Annotated in this window: 15 protein-coding genes; 6 read left to right on the top strand and 9 right to left on the bottom strand. The window is 44.1% G+C overall.

Annotated features, from left to right (window positions below; all coding sequences use genetic code 11):
• Nucleotide 1 precedes the first annotated feature (1 nt).
• Together QZ938_RS01895 and QZ938_RS01900 are read left to right on the top strand one after the other, a co-directional pair.
• Nucleotides 2–835: a Uma2 family endonuclease gene (locus tag QZ938_RS01895; RefSeq protein WP_293154543.1), complete on the top strand. Its 834-nt coding sequence runs from the start codon at nt 2–4 to the stop codon at nt 833–835.
• A 265-nt stretch (nt 836–1100) separates the two neighbouring features.
• Nucleotides 1101–2291, top strand: coding sequence for a lipase family protein (locus QZ938_RS01900; RefSeq protein ID WP_293347117.1), 1191 nt, complete (start codon nt 1101–1103; stop codon nt 2289–2291).
• A 595-nt stretch (nt 2292–2886) separates the two neighbouring features.
• On the opposite strand, the gene trmB is transcribed toward QZ938_RS01900, so the two are convergent.
• The 3 genes from trmB to csaB form a co-directional block, all read right to left on the bottom strand.
• Nucleotides 2887–3519 (bottom strand): tRNA (guanosine(46)-N7)-methyltransferase TrmB, encoded by a 633-nt coding sequence (gene trmB, locus QZ938_RS01905; RefSeq protein ID WP_293154537.1) that lies wholly within the window; start codon nt 3517–3519, stop codon nt 2887–2889.
• Between the two features lie 122 nt (nt 3520–3641).
• Complete coding sequence (locus tag QZ938_RS01910) at nt 3642–4394, bottom strand: Uma2 family endonuclease (RefSeq protein ID WP_293154534.1); 753 nt, start codon at nt 4392–4394, stop codon at nt 3642–3644.
• Between the two features lie 13 nt (nt 4395–4407).
• The gene (gene csaB, locus QZ938_RS01915; protein ID WP_293347120.1) at nt 4408–5454 is read right to left on the bottom strand and encodes a polysaccharide pyruvyl transferase CsaB; all 1047 of its coding nucleotides are present in this window, start codon (nt 5452–5454) and stop codon (nt 4408–4410) included.
• Between the two features lie 312 nt (nt 5455–5766).
• On the opposite strand from csaB, the gene QZ938_RS01920 reads away from it, so the two are divergent.
• The 3 genes from QZ938_RS01920 to QZ938_RS01930 all read left to right on the top strand — a co-directional run bounded on the left by QZ938_RS01920 (nt 5767) and on the right by QZ938_RS01930 (nt 11127).
• Entirely contained in the window at nt 5767–6075 is a 309-nt protein-coding gene (locus tag QZ938_RS01920) for a DUF2499 domain-containing protein (RefSeq protein ID WP_293347123.1), read from the top strand.
• Nucleotides 6076–6137: 62 nt separating this feature from the next.
• Complete coding sequence (locus QZ938_RS01925) at nt 6138–6557, top strand: lysozyme inhibitor LprI family protein (protein WP_293347126.1); 420 nt, start codon at nt 6138–6140, stop codon at nt 6555–6557.
• 166 nt (nt 6558–6723) lie between these two features.
• Nucleotides 6724–11127 carry a DNA polymerase III subunit alpha gene (locus tag QZ938_RS01930; protein ID WP_293347129.1) on the top strand — a complete coding sequence of 1468 codons (4404 nt, stop codon included), beginning with the start codon at nt 6724–6726 and terminating at the stop codon, nt 11125–11127.
• Here the strand turns inward: QZ938_RS01930 and QZ938_RS01935 are convergent.
• The 5 genes from QZ938_RS01935 to QZ938_RS01955 form a co-directional block, all read right to left on the bottom strand.
• On the bottom strand, nt 11104–13131 hold the full coding sequence (locus tag QZ938_RS01935; protein ID WP_293347132.1) for a serine/threonine-protein kinase: 2028 nt from the start codon (nt 13129–13131) through the stop codon (nt 11104–11106). The genes QZ938_RS01930 and QZ938_RS01935 overlap by 24 nt on opposite strands.
• Nucleotides 13128–13391: a hypothetical protein gene (locus QZ938_RS01940; RefSeq protein ID WP_293343186.1), complete on the bottom strand. Its 264-nt coding sequence runs from the start codon at nt 13389–13391 to the stop codon at nt 13128–13130. The genes QZ938_RS01935 and QZ938_RS01940 overlap by 4 nt, the downstream gene beginning before the upstream one ends.
• 268 nt (nt 13392–13659) lie before the next feature.
• The gene (locus QZ938_RS01945; RefSeq protein ID WP_293347135.1) at nt 13660–13998 is read right to left on the bottom strand and encodes a DUF3593 domain-containing protein; all 339 of its coding nucleotides are present in this window, start codon (nt 13996–13998) and stop codon (nt 13660–13662) included.
• Between the two features lie 236 nt (nt 13999–14234).
• The gene (locus tag QZ938_RS01950; protein ID WP_293347137.1) at nt 14235–15311 is read right to left on the bottom strand and encodes an RNA-guided endonuclease TnpB family protein; all 1077 of its coding nucleotides are present in this window, start codon (nt 15309–15311) and stop codon (nt 14235–14237) included.
• A gap of 245 nt (nt 15312–15556) precedes the next feature.
• Nucleotides 15557–16207: an ATP-binding protein gene (locus QZ938_RS01955; protein WP_293157864.1), complete on the bottom strand. Its 651-nt coding sequence runs from the start codon at nt 16205–16207 to the stop codon at nt 15557–15559.
• Nucleotides 16208–16948: 741 nt separating this feature from the next.
• Between QZ938_RS01955 and QZ938_RS01960 the strand changes: the two genes are divergently transcribed.
• Entirely contained in the window at nt 16949–17692 is a 744-nt protein-coding gene (locus QZ938_RS01960) for a pentapeptide repeat-containing protein (RefSeq protein ID WP_293347140.1), read from the top strand.
• Nucleotides 17693–17964: 272 nt separating this feature from the next.
• On the opposite strand, the gene QZ938_RS32970 is transcribed toward QZ938_RS01960, so the two are convergent.
• Nucleotides 17965–19128, bottom strand: a complete 1164-nt coding sequence (locus tag QZ938_RS32970; protein WP_363318760.1) for an alpha/beta fold hydrolase — start codon at nt 19126–19128, stop codon at nt 17965–17967.
• Nucleotides 19129–19224 lie beyond the last annotated feature (96 nt).

The raw sequence follows: 19224 nt of genomic DNA on the forward strand, positions 1-19224 counted from the left end.
CATGAAATTCTCCCTAGATGTAGAAAACAACCCCGGAGGTTGGCCAGATCACACTCAGCTACCAGAATCCGACGGCACTTTTGTGAAAAACTTTCAAGAACATCCCCAAAGCATTCTGTTAACGGATTCCATTACTCCGATCCTTCAAAGCATTCATCCAGATGCTGATTATTGTATCGGTCAAGATAGTGGCATTTACTGGCGATTGACAGACCCCCTAGAAAAGGGTTCAGAAGCGCCGGACTGGTTTTATGTGCCAAATGTCCCGCCAACACTTGACGGTCAATTGCGCCGTTCTTATGTGATGTGGCAAGAGTTTGTCGCACCGTTAATTGTGTTAGAGTTTGTATCGGGAAATGGTTCCCAAGAACGGGACAGAACGCCTTTGTTGCGCTCTGGGCAACAGGAAACTAAGCCGGGAAAATTCTGGGTTTATGAAAATGCGATCCGTCCGGCTTTTTACGGGATTTATGAAGTGAGTAAGGCGAGTGTTGAAGTTTATCACTTGATAGAAAATAGGTATCAATTAATGACTGCGAACGATCGCGGTCATTATCCTATTCCAGCCTTAGGAGTGGAATTAGGAATTTGGCAAGGAAGGTATCAAAATGTTGATTTACCTTGGCTGCGCTGGTGGGATAGTGAAGGGAATTTGCTGTTAACTGGCTTTGAAAGAGTTGAGGAAGAACAACAAATAGCTGAACAAGAACGGCAAAGGGCTGAACAAGAACGGCAAATAGCTGAACAAGAACGGCAAAGGGCCGATCGCGCTCAAGCAGAATTAGAGCAATTGCGCGCTCAATTGCGCTCAGCTGGAATTGAACCGCAATTGTGAGGGAAACCTTTGTTGACAGTGGGAAAGTAGCAATTAAGGACGAGGTGAGAAACTGGGTTTTTTATTAAAATCATTAGATTGCAGCCAGCAGATTAGGTAAAAAACCCGTTTTTTGATATAGCCTTTCGAGCGAAAGATGAGGTATGACTATAAATGAATTTTTTCATGCGACTTCGGTTACTATATTATACACATAAGAGGGCTAAAGCCCAACAACGTACCTGACTTTTTTGAGAACCGCTATATTGATATTTAGAGTTAGTATATGACCAAGTATATTCCAGCAAAAATTACCCGCAGACAACTGTTGCTCGGAGCATTGGCGGCCGCGTCAGCAGCTACCGCAATACCGGAATATTTGCGGCGGAAAGCCAATAGCGATCGCCAAAAACAAGTTTTAGCTTTACTCAACGACAGAGAAGCCGATAGAATTTTCTTGAAAACCTTAGAAGCCGATGCGAAAAAAATTAATGAATCCCGGCGAATTCAAGCATCTGTCAAACTATCTCCGCCACCAATTCCCTACAACCGCGAGATTTCTAAACTGCTGATTTTGTGCAGCAAATTGGCAACGCAGCAGTACCTCAAAGGCAAAGTAGAGCCTCACTATGACGGTAATATTAAATCATTGCCAGCTTATACGGCTAAGTTGAAAGACTATACTCTAGTTGCGGCGATTAAAGGAGAAGAAGCCAATATCTCCGAAGAAGTCGAGGTAGAAATTCCGCAGCAGGCTGCTTCCCCAAATAGGGAAACCGATCCGATCGGCAAAAATGTAGATACTGCGGAAAAAGTTATAAAAAATACAGCGAAGGAGGTTGTTAAAATTAATCGCAAAATCCCGGTTTATTTTGGTTTTGTCCTCAGTTCAAAAAAACACAATATTATTGTCTTTCGCGGCACGCAAAGAACTATCGAATGGGTACTCAATATCAATGCTGTCTACGCTACAAAAGAAAGTAAGGTTTTCAGTAAGTCCTACGGTAAAATTCATCCCGGTTTTTCAACCATCTACAGCAATATTGCCACTCAAACGCTGGACATTGCCAAAAAGCTGAATCCGTCGGTTCCTTGCTATGTATCGGGCCACAGTTTGGGTGCTGCGATCGCGACTTTGGCTGCGATCGACATTGCGGTGAATGTTCCTCGGTTGAAACAGCAGGTGCAGTTGTATACTTATGGCAGTCCGAGGGTGGGCGATCCGGTGTTTGCGAGGGATCACAATCGAGTTGTACCGAACAGCTATCGTGTGGTAAATTTGGCGGATGCTATTACGCTGGTGCCTTTTACGGTGTTCTTTAAGACTGAATACGTGCACGTCGGTGAGGAGTGGGCTTTTTTAGGGCAAAATGGGGATGTGATGCCGAATCATGTGGTGGATAGTTACAGAAGTGCGATCGACAAACAAGTCGAAACCAACAAACCGCGAACCTCCCCCAATTCCGGGTTAAAATAGTGTGGAGTAAAACCATCAATTCCCGGCGAATAGAATTCGCGGCTATACAAACAATGTCCGCCTCCGCTGACTCAAGAAAAGACATAAATGCCAATTTAAGTTTGGGCGAGTAGCAAATAATCCGGGCGAATAGAATTCGCGCCTATACAAACAATGTCCGCCTCCGCGGACTCAAGAAAAGACATAAATGCCAATTTAAGTTTGGGCGAGTAGCAAATAATCCGGGCGAATAGAATTCGCGCCTATACAAACAATGTCCGCCTCCGCGGACTCAAGAAAAGACATAAATGCCAATTCAAGCAAATAGTATAAAATGTAATTTTAATAAATTTGATATTATATCAAACACCAAATTACCTTTTATTGATACTCTTATCTTCAGTCCGCGGAGGCGGACATTGTTTGTGTAGCCCCGAATTCTATTCGGCGGGCTTTATTTGTGAAACATCGCCATTAATTTGGTGGGCTTTATTTGTGAAACATCACGATTAATTATTGTGAAACATCGCCATTAATTCGGCGGGCTGTATTTTTGTGAAACATCACAATTAATTCGGCGGGCTTTATTTGTGAAACACTTTATGTTTGATACCCTTTATTTGTGAAACACTGCCCGATAAACTGGTTCCCCCCGTTTGAGAGTAGCAATTTCTCTTTCAGTGGCTACGGGCATGGGATTTTCTGCTAACCATTCACCGTTATTTGTGCGTTTAAAGCTAGGATCAGATGAAAAGCGATCGCACATTTCGACTTCTACTTCCTCAATATCCGATTGAATAAACACTTCACCGCCAACAGCCAGATAAGTCGCCAACTCGCCGACTAATTCCTGCTGTACCACCCGCCGCTTGTGGTGTTTTTTCTTGAACCACGGATCGGGAAATTGAATGCTCACTCGCTGCAAAGTACCAGCGGGCAAAGTTTCTAAAATTGGTTTCAGGGAACTATTCGCATTGCAAAACAAATAGTGCAGATTTGTCAAGCCTTTTTCGTCGCGCCAAAGATTTGCCTCATCCACCAGAGGTTCCCGAATTTCTAATCCGAGAAAATTCCAATCAGTTTGTACTTGCGCCATTTGCCACAAAAACCTTCCTCTGGCGCAGCCGATATCTAAATGCAGTGGCAAATTTAAGTCGCTATATATTTTCGTCCAATCTGGGGCACTGGCGGATGTTCGATATCTCATCGATAGGGGATTTACGTGTTCTCGAACTCTTACTCTTGCCAATTTTTCTGTCTCCTGAATATAATTTTTAACCGCTGATATCGGCAGATTAACGCGGATTAACGCACATAAATTTAGAAATAAAAAATCGCAGCGTTAGGATTTTTGATTGCTAAATTATTGTATCAAATTTCGGGTTCTATGCCTGCTGCTCTTAATTGTGCTGCTAATCTTTCCGATCGTTCTCGTTCTTGTTGGGCTTGCTGTTGGGCTATCGCCCTTTCCTGCCTTTCTCTTTCAACTATTTCTGCACCCCACAATAACATCTCTCCGCTTTCATCCCACCACCGCAACCAATATCCTGTTCTTTCAGTTTTTGTGCCATACCAAACACCCAGAAATAATCCGACTCCCGGAATCCAATAACGTCCGCTTGCATCGGGCTGATATGATTGATATTGTCCTGATGAATTCAACTGATTAACTTCTAGTCTTCCTGTGGCAGGTTCAAAAATTGCATAGATTGGTACTTGCAATATTTGCTCGTAAAAATACCATTTGCCGGGGGGATAAGTCGATACTGTAGAATATTCTTCGTTGACTGTAGCTGATAAGAACTCCATGACAATCGCCGGAATTTCGCCTTCTAGGTTGGGAGTGTAACTGCGGCGGATTTCTTGACTAGGAAGCGGCTGTACGTTACGGGCATAAAACCAATCTGGCGATTTGATAACTAGCTTGTCGTCTACTGTAGCGCAAACTCCCATATTGGGAGCAATTAAGATTCCTGCTACTATTAACCCCGCAAGTTCTAAGATTTCTCGCAGGGCGGCAGCTAGCAGGGGTTGGTCGATGTTTTCCACAGGTTCCTCGTCTAAAATGAAATCGTCTGGCAATTTTTCCCAGGTAATGTTTAAGTCTGCGGTACTGACAGTCATGGTATTTTACCTCTTATGGAGATTGCAGGAGGGCGGTTTGTAATACTTCCTTATGAAAGAGCGATCGCCCTACAATAAATTTTATCCTGTCTGGCGATAGTGCGGCGCCGTTGGCATAGTGATCCATCCAGGTTTTGCTGATTAAATACGGATCTTCGGGCAATTCTGATAATAAGTATCCCGGCATTTCTAACTCATCCATCAATTGGCTGACTTTGGGATCGTAGCTGAGGGCAAAACAGCGACATTCTTCGGATGCTGCCATAATTAAACTGTGGTAGCGCATCCCGATCGCCATTTCGACTCCCCGGAAAACTCCCTTCAACTTCCTCGGATCGTCTAAACTGAGGATGCGACTCCTTTGCGGCAGTGCTTCGTGCAAATGTTTGGCAATTTCTAAGTCGTGAGAAGCTTGGAAAGGCAGCAGCAAAATTAAGGTGCGAGTGGCTTTTTGAAAGTCAACTAAAGCTTGAGTTAGGATTGACAAACGGGCGGGTGTTAGTGTAGAGTGCGATCGCAAACAAACCGCAACTCTCGGTGACGGCAAATCCCACAAACCCGAGACGGGGGAATTTTCCAAAGCCCACACAGGATCCGGCGCTAATGTAAAGGGAATTTGCCAATCTGCAAGTATGGTAGCTGAGCCTTTATCGCGCACGCTGACGCCTGTGCATCCAGCAAAACACCGCTGAGATAATTTACGAGTAATCTCACGATTCAAAGGGCCAATTCCCTGGGCCCAAGCAACAGTTTTTAAGCCCATCTGCTGCGCTAATCCCATCAAGCCACCATAGTAAAAAGGGCTGACAAGGCTGGTACTGTCTTGGATTAAACTACCGCCACCCCAGATGAGGGCGTCGGCGCTGCGGAGTGTATCGAGGACACCGAAGGCATTCATGCGATCGCGCGCAGCTACTCCGTACCGCTGATTTGTCTCGACGGGATTGCCAGAAAGGACGATCGGCGTCACCCCATCTGGTAACATTTGCAGTAGCGAAGCCAACAGCGCCTCGTCGCCGCCGTTGCCTTTACCGTAATAGCCGCACAAAATTGCTCGCATTTCTACTCTTTTCTTGGTTTATGATGGAATATAACTATTACAATATCTAATTGTTGCGATCGATCCCTAAAATATTTTAACAGTCATACCAATTTAATGGGTCGTTGCACATATCTCGATCCCCCTAAATCCCCCTTAAGAAGGGGGACTTTGATCGGAATCTTGTCCCCCCCCTTATTAAGGGGGAGTAGGGGGCAAGCTAAGGGGGGATCGGATTCGGGAACAGCGTCATAAAAAATTGGTATCAACAGTTAACAGTTAACAGTTAACGACCTTAAACAAATAAATACATTTCCCTTAAGAATACAAAAAATGCACGCTTTGTCAATTCCAACCTGGATTATTCATGTCTCTAGTGTCGTCGAGTGGATTGCCGCCATCTGGTTAATTTGGACTTACGGCGAAGTCACTAAAAACCGAGCTTGGTGGGCCCTTTCTGTCGGAATGCTCCCCGCCCTTGTCAGCGCTATGTGCGCCTGTACGTGGCACTTTTTCGACAACTCCCCAGCCCTAGAATGGATTGTTACCCTGCAAGCTGCGATGACTGTCATCGGTAATTTTACTCTCTGGGCGGCTGCTTGGTGGATTTGGCGATCGGCTCAGCAGTCAGTTGACAGTTGACAGTTGACAGTTGATAGTTGATAGGAAATCAGTCATTACTAACAAACTAAGGAGAAAAATCCTTGAAAAATATCACTATTTCGACAACATTGGCAGCTAGTTCACTGTTCTTGACAGCCACATCTTTACTTCCAAGTCAAGCTAGTAATACATCCTTAATACTCGCCCAACAACCTAACTGTAAAAGCCCTCAAACGACACTGGATCAGAGTCTGTGTTCCAGCCAAGAATTCCAAGCAGCAGACAGAAAACTCAATCAAGTATATCAGCAACTTCAGCCAAAACTCAACAGCAAACAAAGCCAGAGATTGATAGTCGCACAGCGCAGTTGGCTCAAGTTTCGAGATGAATCTTGCGATTATGAAGCAGGTTACTTTGAGGGTGGTAGCGTGGCTCCTTCTATCTACGGTTATTGCAGAGCCAGAGTCACAAAAGAACGGATTAAAGACTTGGAGCGTTATTTGGAACAAGCTAGTTTGTAAAAGTGCGATCGAATCATCAGTTTCACAGCAAACTCATGTTATGCGGTATCAAACCCCCCAGTCCAAATTATCTCAAAAGTGATAATAAGCTTTGTTTTTTATTTTATGCTTTGACACGCCAATGGTGTAAGATTTAGAATCTAAAATCTACAATATTAAAATCGCTATGTCTTTCGTTGGCTTGCACATTCACAGCGATTACAGCCTGCTAGACGGCGCGTCTCAGCTACAGCAGCTCGCCGATCGCGCGGTAGAATTGGGGATGCCCGCGATCGCCCTTACAGACCACGGCGTGATGTATGGCGCGATCGAACTCATCAAAGTTTGCCGAAATAAAAATATCAAGCCCATCATTGGCAATGAAATGTATGTCGTCAACGGCGACATCGAAGTCAAAGTTCGAGGTAGAAGAAAATACCATCAAGTTGTCTTAGCTAAAAATACGCAAGGTTATAAAAACTTAGTAAAGCTTACCACAATTTCCCATTTAAAAGGAATGCCCGAAAGAGGTATTTTTGCCCGTCCTTGCATCAACAAAGAACTCCTCAAACAATACTCCGAAGGTTTAATTGTTACCAGCGCTTGTTTGGGTGGCGAAGTTCCCCAAATGATTCTGCAAAACAAGCTAGATACTGCCCGCGAAGTTGCCAAATGGTATAAAGAAGTATTTGGAGAAGACTATTATATAGAAATTCAAGACCACGGTTCCCAAGAAGACCGGATGGTTAATGTTGAAATCGTCAAAATTGCCCGCGAATTCAATATTAAAATAATTGCCACCAATGATTCTCACTATATTTCCTGCAACGACGTAGAAGCTCACGATGCTTTGTTGTGCATCAACACCAACAAACTGATTGAAGAAGAAAAGCGGATGCGCTACAGCGGCACAGAATATCTGAAGTCTGCTATGGAGATGGCGCAACTATTTCGAGACCATTTGGATGATGAAACGATCGAAGAGGCGATCGAAACCACCCTAGAAGTAGCAAACAAAGTATCAAGATACGATCTAACAGGAGAAGCTCGGATTCCCACAATCCCAATTCCCCCAGAACATACCGCCGATACCTATGTAGAAGAAATATCTTGGCTAGGATTATTAGAAAGACTCAAAGCCCGTACCAGAAATGAAATCCCCCCCGTCTACAAACAAAGACTAGAATATGAGCTAAAAATGATTCAGCAGATGGGTTTCTCTGAATATTTTTTAGTGGTTTGGGACTACATGAAATATGCTAGAGACAACAATATTCCCGTCGGGCCAGGACGTGGTTCTGCGGCAGGTTCTTTAGTTGCTTATGTCCTCAACATTACAAACATAGACCCTGTACACCACGGACTACTATTCGAGAGATTTCTCAATCCCGAACGTAAATCGATGCCAGATATTGATAGCGATTTCTGCATCGAAAGACGGGACGATATGATTAAATATGTCACAGACAAATATGGTACAGACCGCGTAGCGCAAATTATTACCTTTAACAGGATGACATCAAAAGCTGTTTTGAAAGATGTTGCCAGAGTTTTAGGTATTCCCTACAAAAAAGCCGATGAGATGGCGAAAATGATTCCTGTATCGCGGGGGAAACCGGAAAAACTCAAAGTAATGATTTCCGATGCAACACCGGCACAGGAATTTAAAACCAACTACGAAAATACTATTTGTACTAATGCCGAAACTGGCACCGAAGTCCCAGTGCGTCAGTGGATTGACATGGCAATTCGCATTGAAGGAACTAACAAAACCTATGGTGTTCATGCCGCCGGCGTGGTGATTTCTTCCATCCCCCTTGATGAAATTGTGCCCCTGCAAAAGAATGAAAATGGTGCTGTAATCACCCAATATTTTATGGAAGACTTGGAATTTTTGGGGTTACTCAAAATGGACTTTCTGGGACTCAAAAATTTAACGACTCTCCAAAAAACTGTTGATTATGTTAAGCAAACTCAAGATATAACTATCAATGCTGAAGGCTTACCTTCTGACATAGAACGCAGAGCTCAAGAGACATTTACTAGGAACAACAAGTTACCCGGTGATGTAGCAAAGACTTATCAACTATTAGAAAAAGGAGATTTAGAAGGTATTTTTCAGCTAGAATCTTCTGGGATGCTGGATGTAGTAAAAAAAATCAAACCTTCTTGTCTGGATGATATTTCTTCTATTCTGGCGCTTTATCGTCCCGGCCCGCTGGATGCTGGTTTGATTCCACAATTTATCGATCGCAAACACGGCAGAGAAGTGGTTAAATACGACCATCCGCTGTTAGAACCGATTTTGAAAGAGACCTATGGAACGCTTTGTTTCCAAGAGCAAATCATGCGGATGGCTCAAGATTTGGCGGGCTATTCTTTAGGGCAAGCTGACTTGCTGCGCCGCGCCATGGGCAAGAAGAAGGCTGATGAAATGCAGAAGCAAAAGGAAACATTTATTGATGGCGCAACTAAGAATGGTGTCACTCAAAGAATTGCCGAAGAGTTGTTCGGGCAGATGCTACAATTCGCAGAATATTGCTTGAGCTATGACACGCAGATATTGACGGTGGAATATGGGCCGATGGCTATTGGTAAAATTGTCGAGGAACAAATTCAATGTACTGTTTACACTGTTGATAGTAATGGTTATATTTATACACAGTCAATTGTACAGTGGCATCGCCGAGGAATGCAGGAAGTTTTTGAATATACTCTGGAAGATGGCTCGATAATTCGCGCTACTAAAGACCACAAGTTTATGAACTATGAACGTCAAATGTTGCCGATTGACGAAATATTTGAACTAGGATTAGAATTAGAATTAAAACAAATCAAGTCCATGAGTGTCCTACATATAGAAATGATGAGGACTATTAAAATTATTAGTCGCAAATCTCTAGGAACTCAAGAGGTATATGACATAGGTGTTGAAAAAGACCACAATTTTATTCTAGAAAATAGTCTAGTTGCATCTAACTGCTTTAATAAATCCCATTCAATGGCCTATGCCTATATCACTTATCAAACTGCTTATTTAAAAGCAAATTTTCCTGTTGAATACATGGCTGCACTGCTGACAGCTAACCGAGGCGATCAGGAGAAAGTACAGAGATATATTGCTAATTGTATCAAGCTGAAGATTGACGTTGAGCCACCTGATATTAATGGTTCTGAACTTACTTTTACGCCATTGCCGATGGAGATGACAAAAGCCGAAAAACATAAAATTTTGTTTGGGATTTCGGCAGTTAAAAATGTTGGTGAAGGGGCAATTGAGAATATTTTGGAGGCGCGCAGGTCAGGGGGTCATTTTAAGTCTTTACCAGATTTGTGCGATCGCGTAAATCTACATTCTGTCAACCGCCGCGCCCTAGAAGCCTTGATTCACTGTGGTGCTTTTGACAAAATCGCACCCAACCGCCGTCAATTAATAAACGACCTTGAAGGGGTGATGAAATGGGCCCAAGACCGCAAAAAAGATCGGGAAAGCGGTCAAGGTAATCTGTTTGACTTGTTAGGTGGGAACAGCTTTGCTAAGTCGGCGAATACCTATGATTCGGCCCCAAAATCAAAAACTGTGAAAGATTTTGACACGCAGGAAAAATTGCGTTTAGAAAAAGAATTGCTGGGTTTTTATGTATCAGAGCATCCCCTCAAGTTTCTGCTTCAATCCAATCAAGATCCAGATGTGGTGACTCTCGCACAGTTGGCAGAGAAAAAGGGTAAAGTATCCGTTATTGTCATGCTCAATGCTATCAAACTTGTAGTGACAAAAAAAGGCGATGCGATGGCAATTTTGCAGTTAGAAGATTTGACACACCAAATCAAAGCTGTTGTGTTTCCCAAGAGTTATGAAGAAGTTAAACAGCATATTACAGAGAATGCTATCTTACAGATTAGTGGGAAAATTGAGAAGGATGGCGAGGAAATTCAGATCATTGTAGATACTGCAAAGCCTGTAGCAACACCAGAGGTTACAGAGGAAATCGAGAGCCCACTACCGGAAACACAAAATTCTTGGGCGGCGCCATCGGAAATACAAAATTCTTGGGCGGCGCCATCGGAAACACAAAATTCTTGGGTGGCGCCATCGGAAACGCAAAATTCTTGGGTGGCGCCATCGGAAATACAAAATTCTTGGGCGAATCAACCGGTCAACTTTGGACGATCGACAAAACCAGTGGAAGTTACAGAAATGGTGATTGTCAAGTTTACACCGTCGCAGGTGCAAGATGCCAAAAATCTCAATTCGCTGAAAGCTATTTTGCAAGAACTTTCTAATCGTGGAGAGGATGCTAGCGTTTCGGTGGGGGGAATCGTTGTCGGTGAATATTGCTGTCAACCGCTTCGCATCAAGCGTCAATTGTGGGTACAAGATGGCGATGGCGCTGTTAGCCGTCTCAAGTCGGCGGGATTTGATGCTTGGGTTTTCCCTCTCGACAGTCGCGGGGATGCTGCAATATTTCGGGAAATGCGATCGCAACTTAAGATATATTCTTGGGCCAATCGCTTACTTGACGCAGATGTCGATCGCATTTCCCAGTATCTCAGTTATCTCGCCCAACTAAACAAACGCCCGCCAAATTAACATTTCATCCCCATCGCCACCGGTGACTAAAGTTTGACCGTCAGGACTAAAAGCCACCGGATTGCGCCCAACTAAGCTGCACAAACATTCGCCTGTTTGCAAGTTCCAGAGTTTAACTGTACCATCTCGACTGCCGCTAGCCATAGTTTCGCGATCGGGACTGATAGCCACCGATATCACCTCATCAGAATGGCCGCTCAAAGTATTAATCAATTCCCCGGTATCGGGATTCCACAATTTTACGGTAGTATCAGCACTGCCGCTGACAATCATCTTACCATCTTGACTGAAGGCGATCGCATAAACCCAATCAGAATGTCCGACAAAAGTCCGCACACTCTGGGCCATCCCTACACGCCAAACCTTAATAGTTTTGTCCGCACTACCGCTAGCCAGCATCATACTTTGAGGGCGAAAACTCACAGATAAAACCTTGTCAGAATGTCCCGAAAGTTTGTGAACTAAAGCTCCGTTGTGCTGGTTCCACAGCTTAATACTATTGTCCCCACTAGCGCTTGCTATTGCCCCTCCATCGCAGCTAAAAGCCACCGAATATACGGAGCCGTACCGGTGACTGTACGGCGACCCATAATCGCTGTAAAACTCGCGAATCATCGCCTTTTTATCCAGCTTCCACTCAATAACTTTTCTGTCAAAACTGCCGCTAACCAGCATTCTCCCATCGGGGCTGATAGCCACCGCATCAACCGTCGCGCAATGGCCGAAAAAAGTATGGATTAATTCCCCTGTTTGCAGGTTCCACAGCTTAATTGTTTTATCGTCGCTGGCGCTAGCGAGAATACTACCTTGAGGGCTAATTGCAATAGCATTAACCGAGTCTGAATGACCGTGAAGAATGCGCGCGCACTGCCAGTTATGAGATAATAATTGCGGGTTGCTAGCTGCGGTTGTCACCTGCACATTCTGAGGTGGCGCGGCAGATACGGCGGTTGCTGTCGCTGTCTGCGAGTGAGTTACAGACGAATTAATGGCTATTTTGGTGCGATAGTTATACGCAATTTGCGATCGGGGATATTGCCCAAATTTCACCAAGTCGTGCAGCACTTCTGCCGCGGATTGATATCGCTCCCTTACGGAATCTTTGAGCAATTTATTTAAAATAGTTGTTAATTTTTGGCTGACTTTGATGCCTTTTTGCGCTAAGTGCGATCGCCAAATCCATTTGCATTCCAAAGCATCGAACAAATCATTCAGCACCGCCCCAGTCAGTAAGTGAATGCAGGTAACGCCCAAACTGTAAAGGTCGCTCGCCGGATACGCCTTACCGCTGCGAATTTGTTCGATCGGTGCATAGCCAGCAGTTCCCGTTATCGTACCAGTTTTCGCCTCAGAAATCGCGCTAATGTGCTTAGCAACTCCAAAATCTACCAGCACAAACTGACCCCCCCTCGATTTCCCCTGTACAGTAGAAGATTCTGCCAGACTTATCCCTTTTTTTCCATTACCAGGAGTCGAGAAAGTTTGGGGATTTCTCCGCAGAATATTTTCCGGCTTAATATCCCGATGAATTACCTGCCGCTCGTGCACGAATTGCAAAACAGGCAACAAATTAATCAACAATTCCCAAATCTGTTCCTCGCTAAAAGCTCCGCGCTGCTGCAACTCCTGAAACAAATTATTTCCTTCGATTAACTCTTCTACAAGATACAGGTGTTTTGCTTGTTCAAAAGAAGCCAGTAAACTTGGAATCTGCGGGTGTTCTCCGAGTTCGTACAGGCGATGAGCTTCTTGTTTAAACAGTGAAGTTGCCTTTTCTAATTCTGCCTTTTCTTGAACGTGGGGGAAAAATTGTTTAATGGCGCAGCGACTTTTCAACCTATCTTCATCGACAGCTAAAAAAGTTCTGCCAAATGTTCCTTCACCGATAGGTTGAAGGGCGCGGTAACGCTCTTTCAGCAGCAATTTTGAGCCGCACGCCAGACAAAACTTGGTTGAATCACGATTCTGCGGCTTGTTGCAATGGGGATTGAGACAATAGCTCATCTTTTTCCTGCCTGGAGATTCCCACCAAAGCTAGACTTAGCAATATGGTAGTCTATTTCCGCTGACGGCGAGAGCAGGATTGTCGATCGCGCCACAGATACGGGTTTTCCCCACCCAAAATCTCGGATCTCAGGCAAGCTCGGCGCTAGAAGTGCTTGATTTGAGTTTCCACATATTTTAATGCTTGGTTGAAATTTTGCAAGTAAGCCGATCGGCAACTCTAGAATGCGCTTCGCCGTAAAAACCCAGTTTCTAGCCAAAATCAGCTATTGTCAGCGATGGATGTTAAGCCAGAAACCGGGTTTTATACCAGAAATAATTGGTTGAAAGCATCTCCCTTTGGCGTAGAAATTAAAATCAGACGATTCATTACTCCAATCCTCTTCCTTCTAGGTAGAGATCGCCCTCAACTGTCAACTGTCAACTGTCAACTGTCAACTGTCAACTGTCAACTGTCAACTGTCAACTGTCAACTGTCAACTGTCAACTGTCAACTGTCAACTGTCAACTGTCAACTGTTAACGGCGGCTATTTTCCCCCGTCTGCAAGACATTCTTCCTCCTCGCCACCATTCTGTGAGGATGCTTTGGCTTTAATCACCGCTTCCCGAAAGCCTAAAACTACTAAAATATTGGCAAGTGTCAAGAATAGTTCCGCACAACCGTGGAGCCAATCGACATTTGCTAGCGACTCGTTGTAGGCAACTTTTGCGTAAATTGCTGCGGGAATAGTCACACCCACAAACACGAGAGTGCCGTAAAATCCCATCAGAGCTAAACGAGGAGTTTTTCCAGATTTCGTCAAAAACCAGAGAAAACCCAAGTAGGGAAATAGAGACAGCACAAATAAACTTTCTTTGGAAATCATTAGTATTTGGTGAGCGACCAGATACCATCATAGATTAAAAAATTAAAAATTAATGTGAATAAATTTTAACTTTTTGTGGTTAATTTTTCATGTCTAATTTGAAAGTCTAATTTGATAAAGGAACCCATTTCTGTCGAACTGCTAGAGACTGCTATATAAATCCTAGACAAGCCTAGTCATTAATTCTCATTTCACAGGGGGCATCGGAGCGGCTATCCCTCCATGAGCATTCAAGGTTAAGCCAACCTCGATAAGTTAATCGCCGCGTTGAGATCGCGGTCGATAGATATGCCGCACGAGCAACAGTCATAGGTGCGTTTTTTGAGAGGCATATCCTGAATATTTCCACAACTAAAACAAGTTTTAGAACTGGGATACCACCGACTAATTATTATTAGTTTGGAGCCGAATTTCTGGCACTTATACTCTAGTTGTCGCCTGAATTCATGGAATCCACAATCAGCAATTGCTTTGGCTAGCTTATGATTAGCCATCATCCCGGCTACATTCAAATCTTCAATTACTACTTGGGCGTGGTTTTTGCTCAAATAAGTAGTAACGTGATGAAGAGTATTTTTGCGGAGATTGGCAATTCGATTGTGTTGTTTAGCCACTTTCATCCTGGCTTTGAATCGACGATTGCTACCTTTATTTTTTCGAGATAATTGCTTCTGCAATCGCTTCAACTTAGCTGCTTCTCGGTCATAATGTTTGGAATTTTCAAACACAACTCCCGTTGAAAGTGTAGCTAGGGTTTTAATGCCTAAATCTACTCCTACAACTTCAAATTGCTTGATTGTTACTTGTTCTGGTTGCTCATAGGCAAAAGACAAATACCAATCTTCAGCAATTCTAGAAATCGTCATCTTAGAAGTGGTGACATTTGGCAATCCCTCAAAGGTTCTGAGCCAGCCAATTGTCGGTAATTTAATCCTGACACCACCAACTCTCATCGGCTTGCCACCAGCATCGATAGTGAAAGAATCGTGTTGAAACTTCTTTTTAAAATTGGGATAAGCACCAAGTCCTTTAAAGAAACGATCGAACGCATTACCTAATTGGTCGAAAGCATATTGAGTGATCTTTTGACAAATTCCTTTTTCTTTAATCCATTCTAGCTCTGGCTTGACGTGATTATTGAAAAACTTTTTGAGAATATATTTGTTGGGCTTTAATCCATCTTGGTACAAGTTTTGCCAAGTCGCCAAACCCCAATTGTATGTAAAACGAGCTATTCCAGCGTGTTTACTCATCAATTGTTTTTCGGCACTTGTTAATTTTAACTTGGTCTTGATCGATAACAGCACAAGCATCAATTAAATAACTTTCTCGATCGTAGGCTTTTTTCTCTAGGTTTGTCAAGTTTTTCTATTACCTTAGTCTACATTTGTCTAGCCTTTGTCAACCTCACCCAAGCCCATAGCTTTTAACCTTCTCCGCAGCAGGTCGCTAGTATTAAAAATCCCTGACCCGCGCGGAGACACAACCCGTAACTCTTCCCCTAACACCGTTATTAGGATAACACATTTTCAACCGTGCCAGTCTGTTAATTGTTACTTTACCCAGCAATCGGAAACTGAGATATGTCCAAAGTTGTCGGTCTGCTAGGTATCAAGGAAGTATCGCTCAAAACCTCTAAATCAGCAAAGCGTTTTCTATCTGTTGCGATAATTTCTTGGAGCTTAGCATCAAAATCAAAACGCGGGCCACAATCCCAAAGTTTGAATTGCCAGTGTCCGCTACATACCGTAATTTGCAGTTGAATAGGAGTTTCTGCGGGCAGATTTTTGTGAGCGTGACGAACTGCATTAGTGAAACCTTCAGCTAAAGCTAGCTGTAATTGGAACCAAACCTCATTGGGGATCGATACATCTTGCAACTGCTCCAACCAGTCCAAAACTTTAGTTAAAGCATTCATATCTGTGTTGACTTGCAGGCTGATGTTTTTAAAAGAACTTTCATTCAGTTCCGCTTCCTGCTCAATGTCATCTTGCCAATCCCACTTCTTTAAAAAATTCATTAACCCATCTAAAGCGCTAGCCTTTTTTATCTTTTGCGATCGATCGCGACTTTCTACTTCGTAACTTTTGCTCAGCGACAAACAATTTCGACCGTCGAAAGTCCGGGTGTAACTCAGCTCGTCTGCAATCTGCCACATGAGTTTGATGCCTCTGCCGCCTTCTGCCAGTTGATCTATGCTGTTCGACATTAATTTTCCTCGTCTGAAAGTATTAGTTGTACCCAATTTTCACACCCGCCGACACACCTTGTCTTTTTTTATACTTGCTTGTTAAGTATAATTTCGGCGATCACACCAAAATGCTATCTTTTTTGCAGAAGGAATCGCATCAGCAATATGTCTTAAGAGTCTAAGCCAATTGGCTTATTTACCGATCGCCTGTACGGAGAGGGATCGCCCCCGTAGCACAATCCGCCTGCATCCACCAGAAATTACCGAATCACTGCCGGAGCTAGCTCATTTACCCCAGCCGTCGCCAACTACAAAATACAAGGCATTGAGCCACTGCCAACGGTGGCTCGCCGGTAGCCTGCAAAGCTGATTCGAGGTAATCGCTCTCATCCTAAAGGAGTAAGTAATATCCGCAAATGCGATCGTCCGCGAATCTCACACCGGCGTGCCACGTCAATCCACTAGACTAAGACTGCTGCAAACAAGGCCGTTTCTGCTAAAAATATTGGATTTGACAGCGAAAAATCTAGCAATAACCCCTGTTTTTAGCCCCGCGCGCGTTATTCCAGGAGAAAACTAGGCGATAAAACGCAGTTAGATGAATTACCCGGACTAAGCTTTGCTTGCATCTACATAGTCTGTTATGTTCGAGGAGATTCCGGCAGAGGGGAGAGATCCAGGGAGAAAGTCTGATGAGGAGATGATTTGACAACTAGGTAATAGGTAATTGACATATACAATTTAAACGCGCAACACCTGATGACAAAAATTAAACTGACAATTCTGGCAGCAGTGATTCTGCTACTCCCATTTGGCGCAGCAGTTCCCTTACAAGCTCAAAATCTGCCTCTAATCAAGCGGCTGCTAGCAACAAGAGGATGTCCCGGATGCGACTTATTTGGTGCTTCCTTGAGCCGTGCAGATTTGTTTGGCGCTTCCTTGAGTCGCGCCACTCTCAGCAGGGCCGACTTAGTAGATGCGGATTTGACTGCGGCGGATTTAATGGAAGCTAATTTAAATAACGCCAACATGAGAAATGCCTTTTTAATCGATGCCGACCTCAGCAAAGCCGACATGAGCAGGGCAGACATCAGGGGAGCAAACTTAGAAAATGCCAATCTCAGCGAGAGTTCTCTGCTCGACGCATCTCTCCAGTTGGCTAACTTAAAATGCAGTAATTTGATCGCAGCTAACCTAAGTCGAAGTGACTTGAGAAATGCCGATTTTACTGGGGCAAACCTCAGCGGTGCTGACCTCAAAGAAGCTGATTTAAGCGGTGCAAATCTCAGCGGTGCTGACCTCAGAGGGGCCGATTTGAGCGATGCGAGATTGAACAAAGCTAATTTTACAGATGCTAATTTATGCGGCGCCCGGATGCCGAACCGCAAAATATCTCGGCGAGGTTGTGATGTTAACAAACAACAACCGATTAGCTCGAACAATTACTGCAATTACTGCCGTGCCGTCAATGACTGGTGGTTAGATATTTTAAGGTTGAATTAAGTGGTAAGCCGTTGATAGGGGTTGATTCTTAGGTACGTAGTTGCGCTTCAGCGCTCTTTTATATATATAAGATAAGAGCGCTGAAGCTTAGGTACGTAGTTGCGCTTAAGCGCTCTTTTATATATATAAGATAAGAGCGCTAAAGCGCAACAACGTACCTGTGTTTTATCATATATAAGATAAGAGCGCTAAAGCGCAACTACGTACCTTTTTTTTCTGATAGTTGCGCCTGGACTTTCTTTTTTTACGATCGCACTATGAGCTCACGCACCCTACAATAAAAATTTGCTCACTACCCCCAGATATTCTGCACCGCCGATTTGTGCCGCATTATTGTGTCCTCCATTGGGAACCATGTAAAGCTGTTTGGGTTCGGGTGCTGCATCAAACATTTTTTTGCTCATTTCGGCTGGAACTACACTGTCAGCAGTCCCGTGAATAAATAGTACCGGCATTTGCAGGCGATCGACTTTTGACAGAGAATCAAACCGCTGCGCTAGCAAAAAATCTATCGGAAACACCTTAAATAGCGGTTTTTGGAAGTCCACCATTGCCCGTACCGAAGTAAAAGAACCCTCCACAATTAACCCCGCAGCCTCCGGGTGGCGCACTGCAAGATCGATCGCAATCGCCCCTCCCAAAGAATGACCGTAAATATAAATTTGATTTGGGTTAATCCCCCGCTGTTTCACCAAATAATCCCAGGCCTGTTGAACATCCTCATAAACCCGAGATTCGCTCGGAAAATCGCCCTGACTTTTTCCATAACCGCGATAATCGATCAAAAATACCGATACACCTAACCGATGAAATCGATTAGCGTGTTCGACATTTGCTCCCACATTTGAACCATTACCGTGCAGGTATAAAACTACCCCCCCTAACCCCCCCTTATCAAGGGGGGGGACTTGAATGGCTCCTCCCTTACTTTGTGGACTGGGAACGGCCCCTCTTGCTCCCCCCCTTACCAAGGGGGGGCTGGGGGGGGTATCCGAGTCTCCGGTATTAAATGAAGAAACAGCCCCTCTTTCTCCCCCCCTTAGCAAGGGGGGGCTGGGGGGGATTTCCGACCCTCTTGCTCCCCCCCTTAACAAGGGGGGGCTGGGGGGGGTATCCGAGTCTCCGGTATTAAATGAAGAAACAGCCCCTCTTTCTCCCCCCCTTACCAAGGGGGAGCTGGGGGGGGTATTCGAGGCAGGAATCCACCATCCGTGTACGCTTTCCACCGTGCCATTTTTACTGGAAATTGGCAGCCAAACATCTTGATATTTCAACTTAAAATCATCTGGCGTAGTTTCGATCGCCCGCGCCGGAAAAAATATAAACTTACCTTGCGCTACAAATAGCAATACACAAGCAGCAGAATAAGCGATCGCCAAAACTATCCCAAAATTTATGAGGGATTTAGACAAAACAAATACCAGTAACTTGTTCATAGAAAATACGACACGCGGGAGATTAGAAATCGGTCAAAAACTAATGACAAATGATTAATTCAGATCATTAGCTTTAGATCGATTACTAACTTCCGC

This window comes from Microcoleus sp. CAWBG27 (assembly GCF_020883145.1).
In the GTDB taxonomy this organism is placed as follows: Bacteria; Cyanobacteriota; Cyanobacteriia; order Cyanobacteriales; family Microcoleaceae; genus Microcoleus.

Bases quoted from the DNA above. Each gene is read 5' to 3' on its own strand.
- QZ938_RS01895 (WP_293154543.1), top strand. From the start codon at position 2: ATGAAATTCTCCCTAGATGTAGAAAACAACCCCGGAGGTTGGCCAGAT.
- QZ938_RS01910 (WP_293154534.1), bottom strand. From the start codon at position 4,394: ATGACTGTCAGTACCGCAGACTTAAACATTACCTGGGAAAAATTGCCA.
- QZ938_RS01930 (WP_293347129.1), top strand. From the start codon at position 6,724: ATGTCTTTCGTTGGCTTGCACATTCACAGCGATTACAGCCTGCTAGAC.
- QZ938_RS01950 (WP_293347137.1), bottom strand. From the start codon at position 15,311: ATGCTTGTGCTGTTATCGATCAAGACCAAGTTAAAATTAACAAGTGCC.
- QZ938_RS01955 (WP_293157864.1), bottom strand. From the start codon at position 16,207: ATGTCGAACAGCATAGATCAACTGGCAGAAGGCGGCAGAGGCATCAAA.
- QZ938_RS01935 (WP_293347132.1), bottom strand. From the start codon at position 13,131: ATGAGCTATTGTCTCAATCCCCATTGCAACAAGCCGCAGAATCGTGAT.
- QZ938_RS01900 (WP_293347117.1), top strand. From the start codon at position 1,101: ATGACCAAGTATATTCCAGCAAAAATTACCCGCAGACAACTGTTGCTC.
- QZ938_RS01920 (WP_293347123.1), top strand. From the start codon at position 5,767: ATGCACGCTTTGTCAATTCCAACCTGGATTATTCATGTCTCTAGTGTC.
- QZ938_RS01945 (WP_293347135.1), bottom strand. From the start codon at position 13,998: ATGATTTCCAAAGAAAGTTTATTTGTGCTGTCTCTATTTCCCTACTTG.
- csaB (WP_293347120.1), bottom strand. From the start codon at position 5,454: ATGCGAGCAATTTTGTGCGGCTATTACGGTAAAGGCAACGGCGGCGAC.
- QZ938_RS32970 (WP_363318760.1), bottom strand. From the start codon at position 19,128: ATGAACAAGTTACTGGTATTTGTTTTGTCTAAATCCCTCATAAATTTT.
- QZ938_RS01960 (WP_293347140.1), top strand. From the start codon at position 16,949: ATGACAAAAATTAAACTGACAATTCTGGCAGCAGTGATTCTGCTACTC.